Source organism: Dyella sp. SG562, from assembly GCF_011759495.1.
Lineage (GTDB): Bacteria > Pseudomonadota > Gammaproteobacteria > Xanthomonadales > Rhodanobacteraceae > Dyella_D > Dyella_D marensis.
Map to the genome: position 1 here is coordinate 122247 of NZ_JAAOYS010000009.1, position 26985 is coordinate 149231.

The 26985-nt window shown below is 67.6% G+C and carries 24 protein-coding genes; 5 read left to right on the forward strand and 19 right to left on the reverse strand.

Annotated elements, in window-relative coordinates:
• The first annotated feature begins 88 nt into the window (after positions 1-88).
• Positions 89-679, forward strand: coding sequence for a porin family protein (locus FHW84_RS16630; protein WP_167257094.1), 591 nt, complete (start codon positions 89-91; stop codon positions 677-679).
• A gap of 136 nt (positions 680-815) precedes the next feature.
• Here FHW84_RS16630 and FHW84_RS16635 read toward each other — a convergent pair whose 3' ends face one another.
• From FHW84_RS16635 to FHW84_RS16655, 5 genes are all read right to left on the reverse strand, one after another.
• The gene (locus tag FHW84_RS16635; RefSeq protein ID WP_167257095.1) at positions 816-1820 is read right to left on the reverse strand and encodes a class I fructose-bisphosphate aldolase; all 1005 of its coding nucleotides are present in this window, start codon (positions 1818-1820) and stop codon (positions 816-818) included.
• A 174-nt stretch (positions 1821-1994) separates the two neighbouring features.
• Complete coding sequence (locus tag FHW84_RS16640; RefSeq protein ID WP_167257096.1) at positions 1995-2450, reverse strand: energy transducer TonB; 456 nt, start codon at positions 2448-2450, stop codon at positions 1995-1997.
• 78 nt (positions 2451-2528) lie between these two features.
• On the reverse strand, positions 2529-4004 hold the full coding sequence (gene pyk / locus FHW84_RS16645) for a pyruvate kinase (protein ID WP_167257097.1): 1476 nt from the start codon (positions 4002-4004) through the stop codon (positions 2529-2531).
• A gap of 327 nt (positions 4005-4331) precedes the next feature.
• Entirely contained in the window at positions 4332-5141 is an 810-nt protein-coding gene (locus FHW84_RS16650) for a S1/P1 nuclease (RefSeq protein ID WP_167257098.1), read from the reverse strand.
• 142 nt (positions 5142-5283) lie between these two features.
• Positions 5284-5754, reverse strand: a complete 471-nt coding sequence (locus FHW84_RS16655) for an OsmC family protein (RefSeq protein ID WP_167257099.1) — start codon at positions 5752-5754, stop codon at positions 5284-5286.
• Positions 5755-5929: 175 nt separating this feature from the next.
• Between FHW84_RS16655 and gap the strand changes: the two genes are divergently transcribed.
• On the forward strand, positions 5930-6943 hold the full coding sequence (gene gap / locus FHW84_RS16660) for a type I glyceraldehyde-3-phosphate dehydrogenase (RefSeq protein ID WP_167257100.1): 1014 nt from the start codon (positions 5930-5932) through the stop codon (positions 6941-6943).
• Between the two features lie 96 nt (positions 6944-7039).
• A complete protein-coding gene (locus FHW84_RS16665; RefSeq protein WP_343203614.1) occupies positions 7040-7459 on the forward strand; it encodes a group III truncated hemoglobin in 420 nt (139 codons plus the stop codon).
• A 58-nt stretch (positions 7460-7517) separates the two neighbouring features.
• Here FHW84_RS16665 and tpx read toward each other — a convergent pair whose 3' ends face one another.
• The 6 genes from tpx to FHW84_RS16695 all read right to left on the reverse strand — a co-directional run bounded on the left by tpx (position 7518) and on the right by FHW84_RS16695 (position 13307).
• A complete protein-coding gene (gene tpx, locus FHW84_RS16670) occupies positions 7518-8015 on the reverse strand; it encodes a thiol peroxidase (protein ID WP_167257101.1) in 498 nt (165 codons plus the stop codon).
• 77 nt (positions 8016-8092) lie between these two features.
• The gene (locus FHW84_RS16675; RefSeq protein ID WP_243868153.1) at positions 8093-10261 is read right to left on the reverse strand and encodes a YjbH domain-containing protein; all 2169 of its coding nucleotides are present in this window, start codon (positions 10259-10261) and stop codon (positions 8093-8095) included.
• Positions 10258-11046 (reverse strand): capsule biosynthesis GfcC family protein, encoded by a 789-nt coding sequence (locus tag FHW84_RS16680; RefSeq protein WP_343203615.1) that lies wholly within the window; start codon positions 11044-11046, stop codon positions 10258-10260. The genes FHW84_RS16675 and FHW84_RS16680 overlap by 4 nt, the downstream gene beginning before the upstream one ends.
• Entirely contained in the window at positions 11043-11624 is a 582-nt protein-coding gene (locus FHW84_RS16685; protein WP_167257102.1) for a YjbF family lipoprotein, read from the reverse strand. The genes FHW84_RS16680 and FHW84_RS16685 overlap by 4 nt, the downstream gene beginning before the upstream one ends.
• 107 nt (positions 11625-11731) lie before the next feature.
• Positions 11732-12754, reverse strand: a complete 1023-nt coding sequence (locus FHW84_RS16690; RefSeq protein ID WP_167257103.1) for a polysaccharide biosynthesis/export family protein — start codon at positions 12752-12754, stop codon at positions 11732-11734.
• Between the two features lie 232 nt (positions 12755-12986).
• Positions 12987-13307 carry a hypothetical protein gene (locus FHW84_RS16695; protein WP_167257005.1) on the reverse strand — a complete coding sequence of 107 codons (321 nt, stop codon included), beginning with the start codon at positions 13305-13307 and terminating at the stop codon, positions 12987-12989.
• Between the two features lie 349 nt (positions 13308-13656).
• On the opposite strand from FHW84_RS16695, the gene FHW84_RS16700 reads away from it, so the two are divergent.
• On the forward strand, positions 13657-14706 hold the full coding sequence (locus FHW84_RS16700; RefSeq protein WP_243868155.1) for an undecaprenyl/decaprenyl-phosphate alpha-N-acetylglucosaminyl 1-phosphate transferase: 1050 nt from the start codon (positions 13657-13659) through the stop codon (positions 14704-14706).
• Positions 14707-14737: 31 nt separating this feature from the next.
• Positions 14738-15481: a YdcF family protein gene (locus tag FHW84_RS16705; RefSeq protein ID WP_167257104.1), complete on the forward strand. Its 744-nt coding sequence runs from the start codon at positions 14738-14740 to the stop codon at positions 15479-15481.
• Between the two features lie 71 nt (positions 15482-15552).
• On the opposite strand, the gene FHW84_RS16710 is transcribed toward FHW84_RS16705, so the two are convergent.
• The 8 genes from FHW84_RS16710 to FHW84_RS16745 form a co-directional block, all read right to left on the reverse strand.
• On the reverse strand, positions 15553-16989 hold the full coding sequence (locus FHW84_RS16710; protein ID WP_167257105.1) for a right-handed parallel beta-helix repeat-containing protein: 1437 nt from the start codon (positions 16987-16989) through the stop codon (positions 15553-15555).
• 410 nt (positions 16990-17399) lie between these two features.
• Positions 17400-18572, reverse strand: a complete 1173-nt coding sequence (locus FHW84_RS16715) for a glycosyltransferase family 4 protein (protein WP_167257106.1) — start codon at positions 18570-18572, stop codon at positions 17400-17402.
• A gap of 84 nt (positions 18573-18656) precedes the next feature.
• Complete coding sequence (gene asnB / locus FHW84_RS16720) at positions 18657-20624, reverse strand: asparagine synthase (glutamine-hydrolyzing) (protein ID WP_167257107.1); 1968 nt, start codon at positions 20622-20624, stop codon at positions 18657-18659.
• Positions 20624-21709 (reverse strand): glycosyltransferase family 4 protein, encoded by a 1086-nt coding sequence (locus FHW84_RS16725; RefSeq protein ID WP_208399832.1) that lies wholly within the window; start codon positions 21707-21709, stop codon positions 20624-20626. Before FHW84_RS16725 ends, asnB begins: the two co-directional genes overlap by 1 nt.
• On the reverse strand, positions 21706-23013 hold the full coding sequence (locus tag FHW84_RS16730) for a hypothetical protein (RefSeq protein ID WP_167257108.1): 1308 nt from the start codon (positions 23011-23013) through the stop codon (positions 21706-21708). Before FHW84_RS16730 ends, FHW84_RS16725 begins: the two co-directional genes overlap by 4 nt.
• On the reverse strand, positions 23010-24272 hold the full coding sequence (locus FHW84_RS16735; protein WP_167257109.1) for a glycosyltransferase family 4 protein: 1263 nt from the start codon (positions 24270-24272) through the stop codon (positions 23010-23012). The genes FHW84_RS16730 and FHW84_RS16735 overlap by 4 nt, the downstream gene beginning before the upstream one ends.
• Positions 24269-25738 (reverse strand): lipopolysaccharide biosynthesis protein, encoded by a 1470-nt coding sequence (locus tag FHW84_RS16740; RefSeq protein ID WP_167257110.1) that lies wholly within the window; start codon positions 25736-25738, stop codon positions 24269-24271. Before FHW84_RS16740 ends, FHW84_RS16735 begins: the two co-directional genes overlap by 4 nt.
• Positions 25735-26985, reverse strand: a complete 1251-nt coding sequence (locus FHW84_RS16745; RefSeq protein WP_167257111.1) for a glycosyltransferase — start codon at positions 26983-26985, stop codon at positions 25735-25737. The genes FHW84_RS16740 and FHW84_RS16745 overlap by 4 nt, the downstream gene beginning before the upstream one ends.

Sequence of the window (26985 nt, forward strand, 5' to 3'; positions counted from 1 at the left end):
GCCTTGTGAAGCCGAGACCCCTCGGCCACGCGGTGCCCGGCCCTTCCCCCAACGGCCGCCACCGTTCTTCCATAACAGGAGACTCTCCATGAAGAAGACGCTGCTCGCCCTCGCTTTCGCCACCGCCGGCCTGATGGCCGTTCCCGCCTTCGCGCAGAACGCGCCGTCCGACAACGGCGGCTGGTTCATCAACGGCAATGTGGGCCGCACTTCGATCAACAAGGGCCCGTACGACGACCACGACACCGGCTACGCCCTCAACGGCGGCTACCGCTGGTCGCTGGCCCCTAACTTCGCGCTGGGCGCCGAGGTCGGCTACAACGACCTGGGCAACATCCACCCGAAGAACCTGTTCAACAGCAACCCGGTAGTGGACAAGGGCAAGACCCAGCTGCACGGCTGGACCGCCGGTGTGAACGGCCGCTTCAACATCGACCAGAACTGGTATGTCGGCGCGCGCGCCGGCGTGTACAGCTGGAAGGGCCACGGCCTGAGCAATGACGTGAACCCGGTCCGCAAGAGCCTGGACGACACCAGCTGGTACGCCGGCGCGGGCTTTGGCTACAACTTCAGCAACAACATGAGCGTCGGCCTGAACTACGACTACTTCGACGCCAAGAAGAACAAGGTGGACCTGAGCACCGACATGGTGTCGGTGAGCGCGGAATACCGCTTCTGAGTAAGGCAAGTCGCACGTCTTCGGACTGGCGAGCGTAACAGCGGGAGGGCGCCGGAAGGCGCCCTCTTCGCTTGTCGGAACCATGAAAAAAGGCGCCCTCGGGCGCCTTTTTTCTTTATCGCATTGGCCCGGAAACTCAGCCGTTCCACTGGCCCAGCGCGGCCAGGCCGTTGTCCCTGGCGCGGGCAAGCACGGTCTTCTGCGCTTCGCCGTAGTTGGCCTTCATGTCCTTGGCCCACAGCTTGAGCGCGGCCTGCTGCATGGCGCGGCCGTAGGAGAACGACAGCGGCCACGGATGCGGACCCATGCGGTTCATGGCGTTGAGGTGCGCGGTGGACTGCTCGTCGGTCTGGCCGCCGGACAGGAACACGATGCCCGGCAGCGTCGCCGGCACGGTGGTCTTCAGCACGCGCACGGTGGCGTCGGCGACTTCCTCGACCTCGGCCTGCTCTTCCGCGTCCTTGCCCGGAATGACCATGCTGACCTTCAGGATGGTGCCTTCCAGCAGCACGTTCTGCTCGTACAGCGCGTTGAACAGGCTGCGCAGCACGGCTTCGTGCACTTCGTAGCTGACTTCGATGCTGTGGTCGCCGTCCATGATCACTTCCGGCTCGACCATCGGCACCAGGCCCGCCTCCTGGCACAGCGCGGCATAGCGCGCCAGCGCGTGGCAGTTGGCTTCGATCGCGGTGGAGCTGGGGTTGTCCTCGGTGATGTTGATCACCGCGCGCCACTTGCAGAACTGCGCGCCGAGCCTGGCGTATTCCTGCAGGCGCTCGCGCAGGCCGTCCAGGCCCTCGGTCACCACGTCGCCCGGGAAGCCGGCCAGCGGCACCGGACCCTTGTCCACCTTGATGCCGGGGATGATGCCGTTCTTCTTCATCACCTCGGTGAACGGCACGCCGTCTTTGGTGGACTGGCGCAGGGTTTCGTCATAGAGGATGGCGCCGGAGATGTGCTCGCTCAGGCCCGGAGTGGTGAGCAGCAGTTCGCGGTAGGCGCGGCGGTTCTCTTCGTTGTTCTCGATGCCGACCGCTTCGAAACGCTTCTTGATGGTGTTGGTCGACTCGTCGATGGCGATGATGCCCTTGCCGGGCGCGACCATCGCCAGGGCGATGCTTTCAAGATCTTCGATGCTCATGACGACTCCGTGGAACGCGGGGACGGCCCTTGGCCGCGTTGGTAATGGAGACCATCCCGTCGCCGGGCGGCCAAGCCTAAAGGGCGCGAGTATAGCCGGATCGGCGCACGGGAACGCCCCGCCTCCGGTGGAGACGGGGCGTTTGGGGGCTTCGCAGCGTGGCGAAAACCGCTTTTAGGCCTGGTCGTAGCCGGGCAGTCGGCAGGCGTCGGTGACTTTCTTGGCCGCGGCCTTGTCCTCGGGCAGGTTGAAGCCCACCACGTAGTAGGTCGACACAGGTTCCTTCTTGCTGCCGTTGTTGAGCGAGGGGCCGTATTCGAAACGCTTGACCACGCTGAGCGCGGCCGAACCGAGATCGCTCTTGGGTTCCACCTTCTTGATCGCCGCGTCCTGCGGCTTGCCGTCGGTGCCGATCTCATAGGTCACGGCCACGCAGCCGGGCTTGTCCAGGTTCTGCCCGCTGTTGGGCACGTCGGCCTGCACCGAGCCGAAATTCAGCAGGATCCAATACGTGGGAAGCTGCTCGGGGCCGACCCTGCGCGCCTGCGACTGGGCCAGCGCCGGCATGGCGGCGGCCAGTGCCAGCGCCGTCGCGGCAGCCAGCGACAGGGAACGAAGCATCGTGTTCATGGAGCCGACTCCTTGGGGACGTGGGTGTGGCTGGCAGTGTAGCCCTGGCGCCGCGCGGCGGTGCAGCCGCGCCCTGCGTCAGAGATCCTGCAGGCTCTCCACCACGCCGTCGGCGCCGACCGACAGCAGCTTCAGCGTATTGGTGCCGCCGCCACGGCCGATATGGTCGCCATGGGTCATCACCACGCGGTCGCCTTCGGCCAGCTTGCCCTGGCTGAAGAGCAGGCGCACCGCTTCGCGCGCCGAGGCCGCGGTGGTCTGCGAGCTGGCGTGGGTGAATTCCACCGGCTGCACGTCGCGCAGCATCAGCATGCGGCGGCGCGCGTCGGCGAACGGCGACAGCGCATAGATCGGCACCGCGCTGCGATAGCGCGACAGCCACTGCGCCGTGGCGCCGGATTCGGTCAGCGCCACCAGCGCGCGCACGCCGACCTGGCTGGCCAGCAGCATCGCGGCCAGCGCGATGGCCTGGTCGGTGCGGTCCAGGCGATGGCCGGCGGTGGCGAGATCTTCCTTCGGCTCGAACTGGCGCTCGGCGCCCAGGCAGATGCGGCGCAGCGCGGCCACGGCTTTATCCGGATGCGCACCGGCGGCAGATTCTTCCGAGAGCATCACCGCGTCGGTGCCGTCGATCACCGCATTGGCCACGTCCAGCACTTCGGCGCGGGTCGGAATGGGCGAGCGCACCATCGACTGCAGCATCTGCGTGGCGGTGATCACCGCGCGATTGCGCTGCACGGATTCGCGGATGATCTTCTTCTGCAGGCCCGGCAGCTCGGCATCGCCGATCTCCACGCCCAGGTCGCCGCGCGCCACCATCACCACGTCGGACGCGTCGATGATTTCGCCCAGCACGGGGATGGCATCCGCGCGCTCGATCTTGGCCACCAGCGAGGCCTTGCCACCGGCTTCTTCCAGCAGGCGGCGCGCCAGTTCCATGTCGGCGGCGGAACGCACGAAGGACACGGCGAGAAAGTCCGCGCCGATTTCGGCAGCGAGCTTGATGTCCGCCTTGTCCTTGTCCGACAGCGCGGACACCGACAGGCCGCCGCCCTGGCGATTCAGACCCTTGCGGTCGGACAGGCGCCCGGCCACCAGCACGCGGCAGCGCACTTCGGCGCCGACCACGCTTTCCACCGTCAAAGCCACCAGGCCGTCGTCGAGCAGCAGCACGTCGCCGGCGCTCACGTCCCTGGGCAGGTCGTGGTAGCTGACGCCCACGCGGCTGTTGTCGCCGGCCGGCGCGCCGGGGCTGCAATCGAGCACGAACTCGTCGCCCACCTTCAGCTCGATCGGGCCGTTGGCGAATTTCTCGATGCGGATCTTCGGGCCCTGCAGGTCGGCCAGCACGCCGACTTCGCGGCCCAGCTTCTCGGCCGCCACGCGGACCGCATTGGCGCGGGCGCGATGGTCGTCGGGCTGTCCGTGGGACAGGTTGAGGCGGACGACGTTGACGCCCTCCGCGAGGATTTTCTCGAGCATCCCGGGCACGTCGGTGGCGGGGCCGAGGGTGGCGACGATCTTGGTGCGGCGCAGCGGAGTTTCGTTGGTCATCGTTCGAGGCTAGCAGAACTGCCTCGTTGCGCCAGAGGGTCGAAGGGCCAGTTTCAGAAGGCTGCAGGACGTCCTGCCCGGAGCACCCTTGGCGTGGTCTACCACTGTCTAAAGTGGTATCACGAGCCGGAGACCACATGAGTCCTCAGCCATACAACTGGTATGCCATATGGACGTCCAGATGGCCCCCGGGTGGAATGCGCCGAAGCGTACCGCGAACCTGTTCGCGAGGACGTCCGAACGCCCCATCCGGGCACCCTTTGCAAGCCCTCAAACCGCCGCAACGCGATGCGGAAATCGATTCTGCATCGCAACAAAAAAGACCGGTCAGCGCGCCAGCGCGCGGTTCAACACCTCGGCCAGCCGCACGCCGGCCACACGCAACTGGCGCTCCGCCAGCGGCAGCTCGGCGGCCACGTAGGCGTCGTCGATCTTGTGCCCGTCGGGATAGATGTCGCGGCTGGCCGCGCAGGATTGCTCGGCCCACTGCGCATAGACGTTGTCCTGCGGCGCGATCGCCGCCGGCATGGCCTCCGCCGGGCGCGCGTCCAGTTCCTGCGCATACGCCCGCCAGTCCTTGCCGTGGGTGCCGAGCAGGCCGGAATCCCACACGCTGTGCAGGTTGGTGCCCTTGCCCTGGAACTGCACCTGGTAGGCATTGCCGCCCTTGTCGTCGCGGTTGCCGGCATGCAGCGGCTGGTGCACGTCGCCGACGAAATGCACCACGAACTTCAGTGCTTCCAGGCGCGCGGCATCCGGCTGCGTGCGGTCGGCCAGCACCGCCACGTAGCGATCGAGGCCGCCGACCACGCACTGCCCGTTCGCGCAATCGCGCGGCGGCACGTAGACACAGTCGTCCGCGCGGAAGTTGATGTAGTGCAGCTTGCTGGTGGCCTTGGCCAGGTCGGCGCGCGTGTCGTCGCCGCGCAGTTCGTCGGCCCAGCTGGCGATATCGGCCAGCGACCTGGTGTTTTCCGGCGCCAGCAGGCGCTCGACTTCGGCCTCGGCGGCCGGGCTCAGGCGCCGCTGCGCCAGCTCGGCCACGATGGCGTGGCCCTGGCGCCCCCAGGCGTGGACGGCGGGTGCAACGGCGAGCGCGGCCAGGAGGCCGGCGAGGAAGCGTCGGGAAGTCTGCATGTCGTTCAATTTGAGTTGATGGGAATCGATGGGCGCGCAGGCCGGAGCGGACCGCGCAAATAATTCAATTTGAGTTGAAGAAATCGCCCGGACCGTGCGCGATGGCGCGGCGAGCGGCAAGGAACCCGCCGCGCAACGCGCCTCAGCCCGTCGCGGCCTTGTGCAGCAAGGTGCCCGCGGCATCGCGCACGCTCACGTCGACGGCGATGCCCTGCCGCACGCTCTCGGTCACCGTGCAGAAGTCCTCGAACTGCGCGAGCGCGCGGTCGACGTGGGCCAGGTCCGCCTCGGCCTGGCCCAGGTCCAGGTCCACCGCGATGCGCGCCACGCGCCAGCGCCCATGCTCGTTGCGCGCCAGCGTGGCGCGGGCCTTGGCGGCGAGCTGGCCCGGCTCGTTCTTGTACTTGCGCAGGGCGAACAGCAGGCTGGCGGCTAGGCAGTTGGCCACCGACACGGCCAGCATGCGGGTGGGATTGGGGCCGGCGCCCTGGCCCAGCGGCGGCAGCTCGTCGGTGAGCAGGTCCGGTGCGGAGGTGTTGTCGAAACGCACGCGGAATTCGTAGCCGGACATCTGTTCCAGGCTGATCTCGATGGTCTGCTGTTCGTCGCTCATGGCCTGGCCCCCGGGTGCTTCGACATCTTGGATAAGGCTCGCGAGCCTACCCCACATGCACGCCCTATGAACCGTGCCGGATGAGATGGCCCCGCTTTCCAGCTAACATTAGGGTTCTTTGGCGGCCGGGTCCGGCCGCCGCTGCCCCGCCATCATCTCCGGAGGACGCTGTCCCATGGCCATCAAGGTCGCCATCAACGGTTACGGTCGCATCGGCCGCAATGTACTGCGCGCGCTGTACGAGTCCGGTCGCACCGACGAATTCCAGATCGTCGCGATCAACGACCTCGGCGACGCCGAGACCAACGCCCACCTGACCCAGTACGACACGGCGCACGGCCGTTTCCCGGGCACCGTGTCGGTGGACGGCGGCGACCTGATCGTCAACGGCGACCGCATCAAGGTCTGCGCCGAGCGCGACCCGTCCAAGCTGCCGTGGGGCGACCTGGGTGTCGACGTGGTGCTGGAATGCACCGGCCTGTTCACCTCCAAGGCCAAGGCTGGCGCGCACATCGCCGCCGGCGCCAAGAAGGTGATCATCTCCGCCCCGGGCGAGAAGGACGTGGACGGCACCTTCGTGTTCGGCGTCAACGACGACACGCTCACCGCCGCGCACCAGGTCATCTCCAACGCCTCGTGCACCACCAACTGCCTGGCGCCGCTGGCCAAGGTGCTGCACGAGAAGATCGGCATCGTGCACGGCCTGATGACCACCATCCACGCCTACACCAACGACCAGGTCCTGACCGACGTCTATCACAAGGACCTGCGCCGCGCCCGCTCGGCCACCATGAGCCAGATCCCGACCAAGACCGGCGCCGCCGCCGCGGTAGGCCTGGTGCTGCCGGAACTCAACGGCAAGCTGGACGGCTTCGCCATGCGCGTGCCGACCATCAACGTGTCGGTGGTCGACCTGACCTTCGTGGCCAAGCGCGCGACCAGCCACGAAGAGATCGACGCCATCGTCAACGAAGCCGCCAACGGCAAGCTCAAGGGCATCCTGGCGGTGAACAACAAGCCGCTGGTGTCGGTGGACTTCAACCACAACCCGGCCTCGTCCACCTACGACTCCACCCAGACCCGCGTGATGGAAGGCACCCTGGTCAAGGTGCTGAGCTGGTACGACAACGAGTGGGGTTTCTCCAACCGCATGCTCGACATGACCAAGGCGCTGATGGCCGCGAAGTAAGCGCCAGTGCCCTGTTGAACGGAAAAAGCCGGGCCTTGCCCGGCTTTTTCTTTGCGTCGACTTGCCGCACGGCTGCCGCCAAGGCGGCGATTTATCATGCCAGGCATGGAACGCCACGCCTCCATCGACGAACGCAGCCTCGCCACCCTGATCGACCGCTTCTACGACAAGGTGCGCGCCGACCCGGCGCTGGGCCCGGTCTTCAACGCCGCCGTGCACGACTGGGACGATCACAAGCGCATCCTGGTGTCGTTCTGGTCGTCGGTCACCTTAGGCACGCAGACCTATCGCGGCTCGCCGATGTCGGTGCATCGCCAGCAAGCCGGCATCCGCGGCGAGCATTTCGAGCGCTGGCTGGAACTGTGGCGGGAGACGGTGCGCGAGCTGTTCGAGGATGCCCCCGCCGCGCGGATCATCGGCAATGCGGAACGCATCGGCAGCAGCCTGCGCATGGGGCTGGGACTGCAGGAACGCCGAGGGGCCAAGCCGCTCGGGATTCCCATCGTCAATCAATAAACGATCGGCGTAGGTTGGGGTTCGCCTGCGGCTCACCCCAACCTACGGGTTGCGTACGTCAGAGCACCTTCAACGCCGCATCGTAATCCGGCTCGTGCGCAATCTCGCTCACCAGCTCGGCATGCAGCACCTTGTCGTTCTGGTCCAGCACCACCACCGCGCGCGCGGCCAGGCCGGCCAGCGGGCCCGAAGCCAGCGCCACGCCGTAGTCGCGCAGGAATTCCGCGCCGCGCAGGGTGGACAGCGTCACCACGTTCTCCAGGCCTTCCGCGCCGCAGAAGCGCGCCTGCGCGAACGGCAGGTCGGCCGAGATGCACAGCACCACCGCGTCCTGCAGCGTGGCGGCCTGCTCGTTGAAGCGGCGCACCGAGGTGGCGCAAGTCGGCGTGTCGATGCTGGGAAAAATATTCAGTACCTTGCGCTTGCCGGCGAACGAGGACAGCGCCACGTTCGACAGATCCTTGGCAACCAGCGTAAATGCCGGCGCCTTGTCGCCAGTCTTAAGAAAGCGGCCATCGACCTGGACCGGATTGCCTTTGAGCGTAACCGTGGACATATGAATCTCCTGGATGAAAGGGCCGCCCAGTAAACCACGCGGCGGCGCCTTCCATCCATGCCCGGCCGTCCGGCCCGTCAGTCCAGCGACTTCTCCAGGTTCTTCTCGAACAGATCCGGGTCGCGGTCGCTGGTCATGTCGTAAAGGTTATAGCGCCGGTACAAGCGCGCGCCGCCGTCGCGCAGCAGCGGCTCCCACATGAAGCTGGCGCGCGAGCGGCTGGAGTGCGGCAGCAGCAGGTCGAACGGGATCGAGAAATAAATGCCCTTGTCGAAACTGCCCTCGCCCGTCTGCGTGCCGGACTTGTTGGTGATGGTGGCGTAGGCGCCCATGCGCACGCCGTTGTCGAACTCGCGCGACACGTCGACGGTGACGCCATAGTCCTTGGCCAGATAGCGGCCCACGCTGGCGGCGATGGTGACGTCGTGGAAGCCGGTATTGAAGTACAGCGTGGCGTTGCCCGTCACCGTCTTGTAGCCGCGCAGCGCGAAGTCCTGGCGGAAGCCGCGCTGGCGCACCCAGTTCATATCGACGCCGAACGCCCAGCGCTCGCCATACGGCCGGTACAGCACTTCGCCGCCCACGCCCGCGTACATGGATTCCAGCATGCCGCCATACGCCATGCCGAACAGATCCGGCCCCAGCACCTTGGTGCCGGTGAGCTGGAAGTTCGGCATGGTCACGTCGGAGGTGGTGAGGTACTGGCGGATATTGGTGCGCACGCGCGGCAGCAGGCTGGGCGCGGTGTAGGTGAACTTGTCGTAGTTGTTGAGCAGGTTCGCGCTCACCACGCCGTCCCACCACAGATTGCGCGAGAAGCGATACGTCGCGTTGCCGTTGGCGGTGAACTGGTACAGCACGAACGCGTTCGGCCCGCCCAGGCTCTGCTGGTAGCCCAGCGACACGCCGCCGTCGAAACGCTTCGGCGGCTTGGTGTAGAGCGTCACCTCGTCCTGCTGCCCCGGCGGATTCTGCTCCGCGCTGCGGCGCAGCTCCTGCATGTCGATGCGGTGATCCAGCGCGTCGATAAAGCGCGGGCGATGGATGCTCTGCTCCGCCAGCGGCATGCCGTAGTTCTCTTCGCCCACGGTGAACCAGTCGATGCTCTGGTCCACGCGGTTGTCGAGAATGCGCGCGGTGCGGCCCAGCGTGCGGCTGGGATAGAAATACGCACGCGGCTCGCCATGCACCACCAGTTCGGAACCGCGCCGGCCGATGCTGGTGACGTCGATGCCCGCGTTCTGGCCCAGCGCCTTGGCCAGTTCGTCCCAGTCCAGCTGCTCCGGCGCCTTGCGCTCCATGGCCGCCGCGCCCTGCGGTGGATCGGGCGTGGTGGCCAGTCCGCGCACCGGCTCGGGCGCGGGATCGTCGGTCTTGCGCGGCTCGAAATGTTTAGCCAGGTTGGTATGCAGCGTAAGCGTGGCCATGACCTTGTCGCCGCGCTCGAAACCGAGCGACAGATCGACGTTGTCGTTGACCCGGTACATCGCCGCGACATTGATCGGCGAGCGCTGCTTGAACTTGTTGCCCAGCCCTTCGTGCTTGTAGTTGTTGCCGTCCAGCTCGACCTTCAGGCGCAGCTTGTCCAGCGGCGTCTGGTATTCGATGCCGCCGATAAATGCCGCCGGTCCGCGGAAGTAACGCAGCGTATTGAATTCGCCGCCCTGCTGATTGGTATTGCCGGCGCGGTTGTCGAAACCGCTCCAGGCCCAGCCGAGCGGGCTCTTGATATCGCCGCGCGCACCCATGTTGCCCCAGGCCAGGCCGGCGGTGACGTCGACCGGCCCGAAGCGCTTGCTCGCCACCACGTATTCGCTGCCGAACAGGCCGGTACCGCCGATATCGCGTCCGCCCACCGCCACCGCGGGGCGCCAGCGCGTCTCGTCCCACAGGCGCAGCTTCAGGTCGATCGATTTGTCTTTGTAGCTCTGGTGTCCGCTCAGGCCCACCGGGCCGTACAGGCGGTTGCTCACCGACGAGTAGCGGAACGTGCCTTCGATCCACGGCAGCGGCTGCAGCGAGAGGTTGTAGTGCGTGTACGGATACGTGCGCGATGCGGTGAAGGCCAGGTCGCCTTCGTCCGCCATGCGCGCCGTTGGCGTCTGGATCAGGCCGACTTCGCCGTAATCGTTGCGCGTATAGCCCGGTGCCGACTGCGCATGCAAGGCGCCGACGATGCATTGCGACAGCAGCAGGCTGGCCGGCAACATCACGCATCCGCTGCGCCAGCTGAGGCGAGCGGTCATGGCAGCACCCCGCCATCCAGCGGCTGGGTGGCGATGAAGTCCGCCATCTCGCGGCCGAACACGGCATCGGCCGCGCCGGCGGTGAGGCGGCTGTCGAGCGGCACGTAGACGATGGCGCCGGGCGCCAGCACCATCGGCGCGCTTTCGTTCCACAGCGCGATGCCCAGCTCGAACACCTTGCCGTCCGGCTGGATCACATAGAGGAAATCGCGATCGGCCATCTGCGTGGCGCAGGCCTTGACGTACTTACGCGCATCCTGCAGCGCCACGTGCGGCAGCTCGCAGGATTTCCGTACCGCGCCAACCACGCGTACCGTCGAAGGACGTTGCGGATAGTTAAGCGTGTCGCCGTCTTCCAGCGGCAGGTCGTCCGCATCGTCCGCATAGAGCGCGCCGGGATCGAGCGTGCGCACCACGCGGCGTCCGGTCACCGGCATCGCCTGCAGCCACTGCCGCAGCTTCGCGCTCAATTCAGCGAGCGGCGCATTGCCTTCGCGCCTGGCCTGGTCCGCCACTGCGCCGAGTTCGTACAGCAGGCCAGCCTGCAAACGCATCTGCTCCAACTGCCTGGACTTCTGCGTCCAGCTCGCGCCGAGCACATAGGCCTCGGGCCGCACCTGCGCCGCCGTCGCCGCATCGCCCAGGCGCGCATTGCCGTTCAAGGACTGCACGCCCGGCCGATCGACCTGTCCGGAAACGCTGACGGATACCGCCATCGCATGGATCGGCCAGGCAACGCCCACGAACAGGCACAGCAGCCATCCGGGCAGGCAGGCGACCCTCACGTTCGCGCCTCGCGGTACGGGCGCAGCTGGATCAGCTCCAGCGCCTGGCCGGGCGCGACATGCTGCCGGCTCTTCCAGATAAAACCGTCGGCGGGATCGACCCAGTAGCGGTTCGTCACATCGAAGCCTGCGCCGTCGGCGCGCACGTGCTCGTCGTAGCGGCGCAGCTGGCGCACCTGGCCGAGGATGTCCACGCTCTCGACACCCTTCGGTTCGAGCTGCGCAACCGCGGTGATGCCGTAGCGATAACCCGGCGACCAGTCCAGCACGCGGCGGTACTCGATCGGCGCCTGCACGTGCTGCAGGCCCGACGCAAATGGATTGCCGCCGTCGAAGGCGACGTGATCGAGATTCGCCTCCAGTCCCACCGTCCGCACCAGCACGCCGTTGCGCAGGAATACCGCCTGCCCATCGTGCCCGTACCAGCTTTCCAAGCCGCCCTGCACGCTGGCCAGCAGCAGGATCGCCTCGCCACCCGGTGCATTCACCTGCAGCTGGTAATACGGCTCGGCCGCCACCGACGCCGCGGTGGGATGCACGTCGGTGCCGCCGCCGACGGCCTGGCGGATCGTATCCACGCTTCCCAGCGATACGTCAGTGCAGCCGGCGACGATCCAACTCGCAGCCGCCAGGGCCGCGAGGCGGAGCGAAGCTCGCCACGGGAAGCTCGTCATGTGCGCATACCTCAATTGGTGAGGTCGTTCTTAGCCGAAGCCGCGTTGGTCACGATGCCGGACAGCGGCAGCAGCTGCGAGAGGAAACGGTTCCAGCGCGTCACGCCCGCGGGGCCAACGAACACCACGTCGCCGGGATGCACGGAGAACTGCGAAGCCATCGCGAATGCCGCGGGCGATTTCGCGTCGAGCTGGTAGATCGTGGCGGGCGACTTCTCCATGTCCTCCACGCCGCGGATCACGTAGACCGCATTGCCCTTGGAGGTGGTCTCGTTCAATCCACCGGCTTTGCCCAGCGCCTGCGACAGGCTCATGTCGCTGGTCTTGAACGGCAAAGCCGCCGGACGCGTCACCTCGCCCACCACGTAGACCTCCTTGCGATCCGCATAGGGAAGGAAGATCTGGTCGCCGGGCTTGAGCCACACATCGCCCAGCTGGTGATTGCGCGCGAGCGCGTCGAGATCCAGGTGGTAATCGCGTCCGTCGCGCGACAGCACCAGGCCGGAGAGATCGGCCTGGTCGGTATTGATCTGCGCCGTGCCCACCGCCTGCGCAAGGCTCAGCGGCGTCACCGTCACCGGCAGCGGATCGGTCTTGACGAAGGCGCCGCGCATGGTGATGCGCTGCGCGCCGTAGCTGATCACGCTCATGTCGACCTGCGGGTCCTGCACGTACTTGGCCAGGCGCTGCGAGATCTCTACGCGCAGTTCTTCCACCGTCTTGCCGGAAGCCTTGACCACGCCGACGTAGGGATAGAACAGCGTGCCGTCGGCGCGCACCACGCGGCCGTTCGCGCTGGGCAGCTGCTGCGAACCTGCGGGCGATGTGAGCTCAGGGTGGTCCCACACCGTGATGTAGAGCGAGTCGCCCACGCCGATGCGGTAAGCCTCCGGCTGGTAGTTGCGCAACTCGTCGGGAAGGGTGGCCAGCGGATTGGATGCTTTGTCCATCGCCAGCAATTTCGGCGTGATCGGCACCAGCTGATAGCGAGCCGCGTCGATCGAGCCTTGGCGCGAGAAGTCGGTCGCGCTCATGTGCTGGCCTGGAGCCCAGAAACAGCCGTGCAGGGTCAGGGCGGCACATGCCAACAACAATGCCCGTCGCTTGTTCATCCGTAGAGCCCTTCGATTATCGCGAACGCCGGCGGTGCGGCGAACTTGGATCCTCGGCCCCCTACCGATGACGTGAGACGTGCCGGCCTGCGTGCCGCGCGGGCTGCAGGCCGAGCGACGCGTTCGTTTATGCGAACGCGTCGTTAAGAACTAATCAATGCGTACCCGTGGTGCCCGTGGTGCCGGTGCCGCCGGTACCCGTGCCGCCCGTACCGGTGCCGCCGGTGCCTGCAACGGCCGCTGCGGCTGCCGCACCCGGACCCGCATGGCTGGCCTTCATGCTGCCGTGCGCGGCGCCCTTGGCGCTCTTGGGCGAGATCAGCTGCGCCGGCGTCGCGGGCTTGGCCTGCTGCTGATCGATGAGCTGGTTCACGGTGGTCGGCTGCTGCTGTGCGTTCTGCGCGTTCTGCGCGAAAGCGGTGCTGGCCAGAAGCAGGGCGGAGGTCGCTGCGATGGAAGCGGCAAGAAGTTTCATGAGCATCCTCTTCGGTGCGTCGCGTGATGGCGGAGATGCGGAGAGTGAAGCGACTGGACTGTAGCTTCGTTCGTGCGTGAATGACTGAACCAACACCAACCCACATTGAGAAAAATCTACTGGACGTTCACTTACATCGCTTAGAGTTGCCCTTCGCCGCGAAGAGCTTCGATACATCTGGCTCATCTCCGTCGCGGGTTCGTGATGTCGCGCAAGCTTTTCGCTGTTGCGACTCGCTCGATCAGCTTCTTGTCATCACCGCTTCGCAGAAGCGAGCGATGATAGGCGACGCGTGACGCTCCATTCGACGCGAGCCATCCCCACTGGATTGCCCCGAGGAAGCCACGATATGCAAGACACAAGAACGATGCTCGCCTGCGCTGCGGCTTTGTTCACCTCTGCCGTGGCGATTGTCGTTCTGCGCCGCCTGGCGGAGCCGCTCGGCCTGCTGGACCGCCCCAGCGACCGTAAGCAGCACCAGGGCAGCGTGCCGCTGGTAGGCGGCCTGGCGATGTTCTGCGGCGTCTTCGTCGGCGCCTGGTGGTACGGCGACGCCACGCAGATGAGCCGCATGCTGCTGACCACGGCCGCGGGCCTCACCATCATGGGCTCGCTGGACGACCGCCACGAGCTCAGCGTGCGCACGCGCCTGATCGTGCAGACCCTGGCCGTGTTCGTGATGATTGGCAGTACAGACGTCTATATCCGTTCGCTGGGTACGCTCAACGGCGTTCAGCTTCAGCTGGGCCCGCTCGGCATCCCGGTCACCCTCATCGCGGTGATCGGACTGCTCAACGCGTTCAACATGATGGACGGCATCGACGGCTTGTCCGGCAGCATGGGCCTGGTCGGCATCGGTTCGATCTTTGCGTTCCATCACGGTGGCGTCACGCTGGGTGTCACGGTTCTGATCGCCATGCTCGGCGCGGCGATGATTCCCTACCTCGCCGCCAACCTCGGCCTGTTCGGCCGGAAGATCTTCATGGGCGATGCCGGCAGCACGGTGCTGGGCTATCTGCTCGGCTGGGCGCTGATCGACCTTAGCCAGAGCCCGGGTTCTGACCTGCTGCCCACCGACGTGCTGTGGTGCGTGGCCCTGCCCGCGCTCGACACGCTGGCGGTGATGTGCCGCCGCATGCGCAACCACCAGTCGCCGTTCAAGCCGGACCGCGGCCATATCCACCACATCCTGCTGCGCACCGGCCTGAGTCCGCGCATGACCCTGCTGGTGCTGGTGATCGCCTCGATCCTGCTGGCCTTTATCGGCCACCTGATCCACGACTACGGCCAGCTCGCCAGCCTGGGCCTGTTCGGCTTCCTGCTGCTGACCTACATCGTGTGCACCACGCGCCGCTCCACCATCGCCGCCAGCCAGGCGGTGCAGCAGCGCGGGCAGTGACGGGGGCGCAGGCCAGCGCCTCCGCCGCGCCATGTACGTGTTCGACCTGGTCAACCTGAGCATCAGCCACCCGATCACCCAGGCGTGGCTGCTCGGCGCCATCGCCCTGCTGTGCATCGTGCTGCGGCGCTACCGGCTGGGCCTGGGCATCGCCGCGCTCGCGCCGCTATGGCTGCTGCTGTGCGCGACGCCCGCGTTCGCGCACGGACTGCAGCGCTGCCTGCAAGGCCAGTACGCCACGCAGGCCGCGGTGGACTACCCCAGGGCGGATGCCATCGTGGTGCTCGGCGGCGAAGCGCTGGCTGACGAGAAGGACAGCTGGCGCGATGAAAGCGGCGACGCCATCGCCAACAGCCGCGTGGGCTTCGGCTACCTGCTGTTTCGCGCGAGCCGGGCGCCGCTGGTGGTGCTTTCCGGTGAGAACGATGCGAAGCGGATGGCCGCGATGCTGGAGCGCCAGGGTGTGCCACCGTCTGCCGTGCGGCTGGAAACCGCGAGCCATACCACCTATGAGAACGCGCGCAATTCCGCGGCGATCCTGCGCGGCGACGGCGCGCATACCGTATTGCTGGTCACCTCGCCCGAGCATATGCCGCGTGCGGCGGCAAGCTTCGAGAAACAGGGCCTGCATGTGATTCCCGCGCCCGCACTACTACCTCCCATGCGTGCGCCGGGCAACGATTGGGAGCCGCGGCGTGCGGTGTTGTGGGATGCCTCGCACACCTTGCACGAATACATCGGCTTGTGGGTCTATCGACTGCGCGGGTGGGCGTAGGTTGGGGTGACAACCCCAACGTTGCGAGGCGCATGAAGTGGGCGGTGTTGGGGTTGTCACCCCAACCTACGTCAAGGTTTACCGCCGAACTCCACCGCCGCCCCATTCGCCACCCGCGGCACTCCCGCATCCACCTTGTTGTCGTACTCGAACGATTGCGCATCCAGCCGCACGTCGCCCTTGCTCAGCTGCAGCTTCTTGCCGGTGCTCAGGAAGGCCATCGGCACCGGCCTGCCCGTGGCAAGCGTGCGCGTGCGCCGCACCGTATTGCCCGAGATCACCACCGAACCGATATGCCGCGCGCTGTCGGCCGACTCGTCCTCGGAGAAGTTGATGCAGGTGCCATAGATATCGCTGAAGGTATTGCCGGCCACCACCAGTCCGCTCACCCCAAGTACGCCGATCGCACCCATCTGCGGACGGACCCCGATAAACGTATTGCCGGTGATCACCGCATTCACCGCATTGCGGCTGCGCGCCGACGCCATGTCGCCCAGCCGGATCGCGTCGCCGCCCGGCCCGTTGCCCGGCGGCGAGCGCTCGAAGATGCAGCCCATCACGCGCGCGCCGCTCAGGCCCTTGATCGCCAGGTCGGTGCGCACCGAATTGAGGAAATGGCAGTTGCGCACGGTGAGGTTGTCCGGCGTGTCGGCCGCGGTCTTGGGCCGGGTCGAGCTGTCGATGCCCCAGTAGCAATTGCGGAACTGGCAATCCAGCACCTGCCAGTTACCGATGTTGCCGCCCTTCTGGTGGCCGTTGAAGAAGGTGATGCCGGCGGTGTTCACCGTGTCGATGTCGATGAAGTTGCAGCGCCGTATGGTCACGTTGCGGTACACGCTGAAGTCGTGATCCGGCTCGAAATCGATACCGCCCACCGAGCGCGACAGCTTGGCATTGCCGATATTGCGGAAGGTGCAGTTCTCCACCAGCAGGCCGTCGCAGTCGATGATCGACAGGCCGTTGCGATTGTCCTTCACCGCGCCGTCGAAGATGCAGTCGCGCACGGTGACCCGCTCGTTGTGCCGCTCGGTGTTGGACTTGGTGCCCGAGCCCACGTACATGCCGTCGCCACGGAAGCCGAAGAAGGTCATCCGCTCCACGGTCAGGTCCGAGGTGGCGTTCACCGCCAGCAGGTAGTAGTACTGCGCATAACCGAACTCGCCCACGCGGCCGTTGAGCTTCAGGTCGTGCAGGTGGATGTCGCGCATATTGTCGGCCACGCGCGGCGTACCGCCGTCCTTGATGTAGGTGGCCAGCATGAATTCCGAGGCCAGCGTATCGTCGAAGGAGCGCAGCTCGCTCGAGGCGCCCTCGCCGTACAGCTCCAGCCCCGAGCGCAGGTTGATCTGCTTCACCGGATAGACGCCCGCGGGAATCAGCACGCGGCGCGAACCGTCGATGGCCTTCTGGATGCCAGCAGTGCAGTCGTAGCTGCTGCGCCCCGCGCGGATCGCCGCGTGCTCTTCCTTGGGCAGGAAGTCCAGTACGTTCGCCGGCGTGTCGGGCATGTCGATGTTCCTCGAAGCTGATCGCTGCTGGCCGCACGTCGAGACATGCGCATTCATCGGCTTCCCCCGGAACGCTTAGTTTAGGGATACGCGCAGGCGCGGGGTTTACTCGCGCATGAATCTATTCCTTGCGATCCGGACGCAGGAAGATGCAAGTTTTTTTTCGACCATCTAGCGACGCCCTTTCATCTCCCTCTCCCCTCCGGGGAGAGGGTTGGGGTGAGGGGCCGGGCGGAGCGAAGAGCTGAAGGTCGATACAAGCTCAAAAGCTCTTCTTCTCTTCGTAGAAGCGTCACCGCAAGCACCCGCCCCTCATCTGCCTGCCGGCATCTTCCTCGCTCCTCAAAGCCGGGCACATCCCTGTGCCCTCCCCGCGTGCTCCCCGGAGGGGAGAAGAGTTCGGTAGGTGGCTACGCAACGCGCCGCTGCGCCACAGGCTCGTCCACCGGCATCGCCAAGGGCCCACACAATTCGCGATACACATCCACGGTCCGCCGGATCACAATCCGCTCATCGAATTCCGCATGCGCCTTCGCCCACGCCGCCTCGCCCAGACGCCGCGCCAGCGCCGGATCGTCGTGCAAGCGGCGGATCGCATGCGCCAGCGCCTTCGCATCGCGCACCGGTACCAGCAGGCCATCGACGCCGTCGCTGACCACTTCGCGGCAGCCGGGCACATCGGTAGTGATCAAAGGCTGCGCACAGGCCGCCGCTTCGATCAGCGTCTTGGGCAGGCCTTCGCGATAGCTGGGCAACGCAACCACATCCACCGCGCCGAGCAGGTTGGGCATGTCTTCCACATGGCCCAGCCAATTGATCACGCCCTCGTTGACCCAGCCGCGCACGGTCTCTTCCGGCACCGCCGCGGGATTGCCGGGATCGGGCGTGCCGGCGAGCATGAATTCGATACGCCGCCCTTCGGCCAGCAGCTCGCGCGCCGCGGCGACGTATTCCTCCAGGCCCTTGTCCCACAGCAGTCGTGCCGCGACGAGCACACGCAACGGCCCGCCCGAACGCTCGCCGCCGCGCTTGACGAAGCGCCAGCAGTCCACGCCCGAGCCGCGCACCAGGCGGATGCGCGAGGGATCGACCAGCCCCGCGCGCTCGAACAGCGCCACGTCGTCGCTGTTCTGCAGGATCAGCCGCGCGCCCTCGCCGTCCAGCGCCAGCCGCAGCAGCGCGCGCACCACCGGCCGCAGCGCACGCGCCTTCAGGTCGTTGCTGGTGAACACATAACCCATGCCGGCCACCGCGTTGACGCGCGCACGCACGCCGGCCAGCCGCGCCGCCAATGAGCCATACACCGCGCACTTGATGGTGAAGCCATGCACCAGCGACGGCCGCTCGCGCTTGAGCAGCTTCGCCAGATAGCGCAGCAGCGCCAGCTCGCGCAGCGGATTGAGGCTGCGCCGCTCCATCGGCACCGGCTCCCAGCGCAGGCCGAGCGCGCGCAGCTTCTCGCCATAGGGGCCCGGCGGCGACAGCAGCAGCAGCTCGTGGCCGGCCTTATGCAGCGACAGCGCCAGCGAGCGCCGGAAGTTGTAGAGATACCAGTCGGTATTGGCGAACAGGACGATCTTCATGGGATGGCTTGCCGCTCCGGGGATAAGGGTCGCTCGCGCGGCTGCGCCACAGGCGGCGCATGCGCCTTCCTGCCGTGGCCGCGTTCATGCCGTTTCCCCCTGTTCGGCGCCCAGCCAGGCCTGGAACATCAATACGTTCCACAGCTGGTGCTGCCAGTTGCGCTTGCCGCTCAGATGTTCCTGCCAGACGCGCCGGATCGGCGCGTGGCGCAGATAGCCCTCGCGGCGCAGGCGTCCTTCGTCGAGCAGGCTTTCCGCCCAGTCGCGCAAAGGTCCGCGCAGCCAGCTGTCGAGCGGCACGCCAAAGCCCTGCTTCGGGCGTTCGATCAATTCCTTCGGCACATGCCGGTACAGCACCTGGCGCAGCAGCCACTTGCCCTGGCCGTCGCGGATCTTCAGATGCAGCGGCATGCGCCAGGCCAGCGAGACCACGCGCGGATCGAGCAGGGGCACGCGCGTCTCCAGGCTGTTGGCCATGGCCGCGCGGTCCACCTTCACCAGGATGTCGTCGGCCATATAGGCCTGCGCATCCATCGCCATCATCCAATGCTCGAAGCTGTCGGTCTGCGGCCAGGCCTGCGGATCGGTCAGCAAGGTCGCCGGTTCCGCCGCGCCGTGCACGAGGTGTTCCGGCTCGCTCCACTGGCTGGTGAGCTGGTGGAAGAACTGCTGCCCGCTGGAAAGCGCGAGCACGCCGGCCAGCTTCTGCGCCTTGTCGCCCGGCGTGGCCACGTGCATGCGCTTAGGTAAAAGCACGCGGGCGCGTTCGTACCACCTGTCCCAGGTGGCCGGCGGCACCGCGCGCAGGGCGCCGGCGGCGGCGTGGCGCACGAACGACGGCAGGCGTTGCATGCGTTCCCACACCCGCCGCGCGGCGAGGTAACGGTTGTAGCCGCCGAACAGCTCGTCGCCGGCATCGCCGCTGAGCGCGACGGTAACGTGGCGGCGCGCCAGCTGGCTGACCAGGTAAGTGGGAATCTGCGAACTGTCGGCGAACGGCTCGCAGAACATGCCGGGCAGCTTGGGGATCACCGCCAGCGCATCGTCGGGCCGCACGTACAGCTCGGTGTGCTCGGTGCCCAGGTGCGCGGCCACTGCCTTGGCATGCGTGGCTTCGTCGTAGCCGTCCTCGCCGAAACCGATGGTGAAGGTCTTTACCGGGCGGCTGCTCTGCTTCTGCATCAGCGCGACGATGGTGCTGCTGTCGATGCCGCCGCTCAGGAAGGCGCCCAGCGGCACGTCCGCCAGCATCTGCGCGCGCACGCTCTGCGCGATCTGCGACTCCAGCGCGTCCACGGCCTCCTGCTCGCTGCCGAAGAACGGCTCGGCCATGCCTTCGGCGACCACGTCGTTGTAGCGCCAGTACGGCTGCGGCTCCGCTTCGCGCGGACCGCCCGCCTGCAGCCGCAGCACATGGCCCGGCCGCAGCTTGGCCACGCCGCGGTAGATGCTGTACGGCGCCGGCACGCAGTTGTGGCGCAGCAGCAGGGTGAGCGCGTCGCGGTCGACGTCGGGGCGGAAACCCTCGTACGCCTTCAGCGCCTTCAGCTCGGAACCGAACACCAGCGCCTCGCCCTGCCAGCCGTAGTACAGCGGCTTCTCGCCCAGGCGGTCGCGCGCCAGCGCGAGGCTGCGGTCGCGGCGGTCCCACAGCGCCAGCGCGAACATGCCGATGCAGGCCTTGAGCGCGGCTTCCAGTCCCCACGCGGCGATGCAGGCCACCAGGGTTTCGGTGTCCGAGTGGCCACGCCATGCCGGCGCGTTGCCTTCGGCGGCCAGGCGTGCGCGCAGGTCGAGATGGTTGTAGATCTCGCCGTTGAACACCGCCGTATAGCGGCCGCACGCCGAATGCATCGGCTGATGCCCGGCCGGCGAGAGATCGATGATCGCCAGGCGCCGCTGCGCCAATGCGATGCCGGAAGCCTCATCGGCCCACACGCCGCCGTCGTCCGGGCCGCGATGCAGCAGGCGCGCGGTCATCGCCAGCGCCTGGCGCTCCAGCCGCTCGCGCGGCGCACCGGCGGGTATCCACAATCCGGCGATGCCGCACATCAGCGTGCCTCCGCGTTGCGCAGCACGTCGGCCAGGCGCGGGGCCTGCGAGGCGAGGCTGTAATGGTCTTCCACCCGGTGGCGGCCGGCGCGGCCCTGGCGCGCGCGCAGCTCGGGGCTGCCGATCAGCTGGCGCAGGCCCTGGCGCCAGTCCTCATCGTTGGAGGCGAGAAAGCCGTTGTCGCCGTGCCGCACGATGTCCGCGTTGACGCCTACGGGCGAGGCGACCACCGGCAATCCGCAGGCCATGTACTGGATGATCTTGTAGCCGCACTTGCCGCGTTCCCACGGTCCGTCGCGCAGCGGCATGATGCCGACGTCCATATGGGCGATCAGCTCGGCTTCGGTTTCCTCGGACCAGGGCAGCACGTCCACCGCCACGCCCTCGAACTGCGCCGCCACTTCGGGCCGCGCGCCGACCAGCAGCACGCGTGCCGCGCCGCCGGCGCACACGTCCATCAGCACGTCGCGCAGGTCCAGGGCGTAATGCTCGGTGGCCGGCGAGCCGATCCAGCCGATCACCGGCTGCGCGCGGCCGCCATGCTCCACCGTGTCGTAGCGCAATTCGTCCACCACCGTGGGGATGATCTCCACCCGGCCCGCCTTGGCCTGCTCGGCGCGCGCGGCGAGGTACGGATTGCCGGCGATCACGCAGGCGGAGCGCGCCATCACGCGGTCGATCTTGCGGCCGAGCACGCGGCGCACCACGGGGCTGGGCGAGAGATCGTACTTGTGGAACAGCGCGTCGTCGTAGTCCACCACGTAGGGCCGCGCATGGCGCGACAGCAGCGCTTCCAGGCCGTAGGGCAGGTACGGAAACAGCTCGCCCTCGATCCAGGCCAGGTCGTGGTCGCTGTTGCGCATCAGCTCGGCGATGCGCCGGCCGTAATAGCGCCACGCGGTGTACCTGGTCGCCTGCGGGCGCCCGCCGTAGAGACCTTCCAGATACGAATCCGGAAACAGCTCGTGCACGTCCACGTCGATGCCTCGACGTTCCAGCTCTTCCAGGTACTGCAGGCTGCGCAGGCGCGTGCTGGGCCCCAGCCTGGAGTAACGGGCGAACAGGATCACCTTCAGACGCTTCATGCAGGCACGCGCTCCACCCCGGCGGGGTATTCCACGAACAGCGCCACCAGCGGGATGGTGTACATCCACTGGAACGCGAACGCTTCGATATAAGGATTGGTATTGGAGGCGATGAACGCGGCCACGAAGGCGCTGAACAGGAACTTGTGGTGCGGCGGCAGCTGCCTGGCCCTGGCCAGGCGCAGCACGCGCACGATGTAGACGAAGAACGGGAACGCATACACCGCCGCGCCCAGCAGGCCCACGCGGTAGATGGTGGCCAGCCACACCAGCTCGTAGCGCCACGGGTATTCGGCGCTGCTGACGAAGCTCACGCCCTTGCCGTGGCCCGCCCCGATGCCGCCATTGTCGAGAATGCCCTGGAACAGCGAACCGGCCATGCCCACGCGCGAGGTGCCGCCGCCGGAGCTGATCTTGTCGGCGAAGCTGTCGTAGATCACGTCCAGGCGCACGCTGGTATAGGTCTGCAGCAGCACCACCACCGCGACCATGCCCACCAGCATCGGCAGGCCCACCTTGATCATGCGCGACAGCGGCGAGGTCAGGCTGCGATGGAAGCCGAGCGTGCGCGGCGCCAGCAGGCGCCCCAGCACCCAGCCCACCGGAATGGCCAGGATCAGCGCCGAACGGCCCGAGGTCACCGCGCAGACGAAGATCATCGCCAGCACCGCCATGCGCAGCAGGCGGCTGCGGATCAGTTCGGGCGAGCTGTAGAAACCGCCCGCCAGGAAGATCAGCGAGCCGTACACGTGCATGATCGCGCCGGCGAAGCCGCCCTGCAGGTTGATGTTGGCCTGCCCCTTGAAGAAGAACGACACGGCGTCCGCGCCGTAGTGGAAGTACAGATAGAAGTACAAGGCCACGCTGGCGCAGGCGAACACGGTGAGGATCGCGAACCAGTCCACCAGCCGCTCCGGCCCCGGCGCACGCATCAGCCCCGCGGCCACCAGCATCCACAGCAGCGGCGAGAGGATGTAGATCACCAGCATCTGCGCCGCGGCTTCCGGCGGCGCGTCGTTGAGATAGCCGACCGCGGTGTAGATCACGGTCACCATGGCCGTGCACACGTACAGCGCCAGCAGCTTCTTGAAGCCCAGGCCGAAGCGGAAGCCGGGCAGCGCCAGCACCGCGGTCAGGCCCAGCATCGCCGCGGTGGGCACCGGCAGCGAGTTGGGGATCACCACCGCCAGGAACAGCAGGCCGATCGCCGCCAGCAGGAACAGATGCCGTCGCGTGATGCTGCGCTCGCTCATCGGCACCGGGCTGCGCATGCCGCGCATCGAAGGAGAGAGGGACGGATTCATAGGGCCACCATGTCGGCGATCCAGCGATCCAGCACGCCGGCTTGCGCCACCTTGCTGTAGGCGCCGATGTCGCGGCGTCCTTCCGCCGGCGCGGCAATGATCCGGCGCAGGGCTTCGGCGCTTTCGCCGCCGCCTTGCGTCACCAGGGTCTGGCCGGCGCCGGTCTCGGCCAGGATCGACGAGGCCGCGTTCTCCACGCCCGACACGCACACCACCGGCACGCCCGAGGCCAGGTACTCGAACACCTTGCCGGTGGCGCAGCACACGCGGTTGCCGGTAAGCAGCAGCAGGCGGTCGCAGCGCTTCATCAGCTGCAGGGCCAGCCCGCGCCGCACCGGCTTGATGGTGGTGACGCCGAAGCGCGCGCGCTGCAGCGACTGCTGTTCGCGCTCGGTCAGCTCGCCCACGAACAGCACGTGGCGGCGCGCCTGGCCGTCCTCGATCGCGTTCATCAGCGACACGAAGCGGTCCAGGCTTTGCGATGCCGACGCATCGCTGGCGCCGACGCGGCCGAAATGGCCGATCAGCATGGCGCCTGGTGGAATCTGCCGGGCCAGCAGGGCGGCGGCTTCCTGCGCGTCCTCGTCCATATGCGCGGCGAAGTCGTCCGGATCGAAGCCGTTCGGCAGCAGGCCGACGCGCTTGCCCGGATAGCGGCGCCCGAAATCTTCCACCAGCGCGGGACTCACCGAGGTGACCAGGCTGGCCGCTTCGATCACGCGCGCCTCGATCATGCGGCGCGCGGCATCGGCGACGCGGCCGGCGCGGCCCAGCGGCTCGAACACCAGGCCGTCGCGGAAATCCTGGATGCACGGCAGGCCGTGGCGCGAAGCCAGGCTGGATGCGGCGATCAATGCGTCGATCGGCGAGTAGGTGCCCACGGCCACGCAGCGTTCGCCGGCGGCGATGCGTTCGCCGCAGCGGCGGTCCGCCTCGGCCAGCGCATTGACCAGCCACGGGCGGCGCGCGGCGGCGCCGCGCGCCAGCGGCGAGAACGGCAGGGCCGGCACGAAGGCCGAGGCCATGCTCAGCAGCGAGGCGGCCAGCGAGGACTCGCTGCCCACGCAATGCCCCGGCAGCGGAATCACTTCCACCGCGGGCGAGCCGGCCACGACAGGCGCGGCGCCATGCGCGCGCGCCAGCACGTGGACGCGGTAGCGATCCGCGTCCAGGTATTTCACCAGGCCCTTGAAACGCTGCGCCGCCACGTTGCCGGTCGCATGATGGGCCGCGAACAGGAAAAGATTGACCTTGCTCATTGCACTCCATTCCTGCGCAGCTGCGGCGGCACGTTCGCCGCGCGCAACCGCGCACCCTGCATCAGCTTCGCGCCGGCCTGCAGCGCCAGCGCCAGCGAAGGACGGAACCAGGCCAGCGACAGCAGGCCCAGGCCCGCCCACAGCCACAGGAACAGCCCGCGGTGGCGCTCGCCGGACAGCACGAAGGCCACCGCCAGGCCGGTCGCCGCCGAGGTCGCCAGATACAGCCGGGCGCGCGGCACGGGGCGCCACACGCGGCACGAGAATTCGGTGCGCACGATCAGGAACAGCAGGAACGACACCGCGGTGGAAATCGCCGCGCCGCCCGCGCCCAGCCGGGGCACCAGCAGATAGTTGCCCGCCACGTTCAGCGCCGCCGCCAGGAACGAAGCCAGCATCGAATACAGGCTGCGCCGCGCGAGGCTGATGCCCACCGCGGCGCATTCCGACAGCGCATACAGCAGCGGCGGCGCCAGGCTGGCGGCGACGATGTACTGCACGCGGTCGTAAGTCGAAGGCAGCACCAGGGCCAGCACCCAGGACAGCAGGCCGGTGGCGACGAAGATCAGCACCACCGCGGCCAGCAGATGGCCGGTGACCGCATCGATCTTCGCCTGCGCATCGCCTTCGGCGGCCCAGCGGTAGACGGTCGGCGCCCATACGGTGGAGAAGATGCTGGACACGATGCCGGCCGCGGCCGCGATGCTGGCCGCCACCGAGAACACGCCAAGCTCGGTCAGCGTCGACAACTGGCGCAGGAACACCCTATCCATCGCCATCAGCGCCCAGGATGCGACGCCGCCGAAGATCAGCGGAAAACCGAACGCCATCAGCGGGCGCAGCCGCCGCCGGTCCAGCCGCGCCGCCAGCGCCGGCACCCAGGCATGCCGCGTGTTCCACGCATAGGCGAACATCACCGCGACGATCGACAGCGTGTACGCGGCCAGCAGCATGAAGAAGGTGCGCCCCGGCACCGCCAGCGCATACGCCACCACCAGGGCCAGGAACAGCAGCTTCGGCAGCACCTGGCTCATGGAGAAGGCGAAGCCCTTCTCTTCCATGCGCAGGATCACCGACAGGAAGCGCGAGACGAAAGTGGCAAAGATGGAGGCCGCGGCGATCGCGCTGAGCGCGCCGTCGTCCACCGCGAACAAGGCCTGCGACAACAAGCCCGGCGCGATGCCCAGCAGCGCCGCCAGCAGCACGCCCAGCACGACCAGGCCCGGCAGCGCCGCCGCCTTCAGCAACGCGGGCTTGTCGGCGGACTCGTGGTACTCGCGTGCATAGCTCTGATCCAGCCCGAAGGTGAACAGGATCACCGCGAAGTTGGTCGCCACCTGCAGCATGGAGATGCGGCCGATGTCCTCGGCGCTGAAGAACCAGGCCAGCATCGGCAGGGTGACAAAGCCGACCGCCGCCGAACCGAGCGGACCGAGCGCGAAGCCGAGCAGCTTGTTCTTGTTCACTGGCCGACCGCCTTGCGCAGGGGCACGACCACGCGATCGTGCGCGGCGGGCAGTTTCCGGCCCGCCGCCGCTTCGTAGGTTTCGCGCAGGCGAGCCACCACGGCGGCTTCGCCGAAGCGCGCCAGGCAAGCCTGGCGGATGGCCGCTGCGTCGTAATGGCCGATGTTCGCGCGTAGTTCGTGCATGGCCCGCGCCAGTGCGTCGATGTCGTCCACCGGCACCAGCAGGCCGTCGCGCGCGGTGACGATGCCTTCCGGGCCGCCGCAGCGCGTGGCCACCACCGGGCGGCCCATCGCCAGCGCTTCCACGATGGCGACGCCGAAGGTTTCGTAGCGGCTGGGATGCACCAGGGCCTGCACGCGCGCCAGTTCCTCCGCCACCTGCTGGCGCGTCAGCGCGCCGAGGAAGGCGACGCGGTCGGCGATGCCCAGCTGCGCGGCGAGTTTCTCCAGCCGCGCGCGTTCCGGCCCATGGCCGCCGATGCGCAGGCGCACGCCCGGCTCGCTGGCGAAGCCGCGCGCGAAGGCCTCGAACAGCAGGTGGATGCCTTTGTTCTCGTTGAGGCCACCCACGGTAAGAAAAGTGAAGTCGCCGCCGTCCGCCGGCTCGCCCAGCGGGCGCTCGCCGAACGAGGCGTCGACGATGTTCGGCATCACTTCCCACGATCCCGCGTCGGCGCCGAAATAGCCTTCCAGGAAACCACCGAAGGATGCGCTCACCGCAAAGCGCCGCCGCGCCTCGCGCGCCGCCTCGCGGGCGATGCGCGCCTGCGTGCGGCTGACCCGGCCGCGCGGATACATCGAGCTGTGCTCGGTGAGCACGTACGGCACGCCTTCGCGCAGCCAGATCTGCCGCGCCAGCGCGCCGCCGTACAGCGCGGCATGCGCGTGCACCACGTCCGGGCGCCCGAACTCGGCCACGTAGCGCCGATAAAGCTTCAGCCCATGGCGCACCCACCATGCGGCGGCGGCGCCGTGCAGCAGCGGGAACGGATTGACGCCCGGCGAGCGCAGCACCGGCATGCCCTGGTCGAACTCGCGGCGCAGTCCGCGTTCGCCGCCGGCCGGGCCGCGCCAGTGGCGCAGCGAGCGCAGCTGCGGATAGATCACGCCCACTTTGCAGCCATGCCAGTGCAGGGCCAGCGCCTGTTCGCGGAAGAAGCTGCCGCTGATGTCGCCGGGCCGGGCCGGATACCAGGACGGTATGACCAGCACGTGGATGTCGTCGCGGGTGGCAGGCGTGCGCAT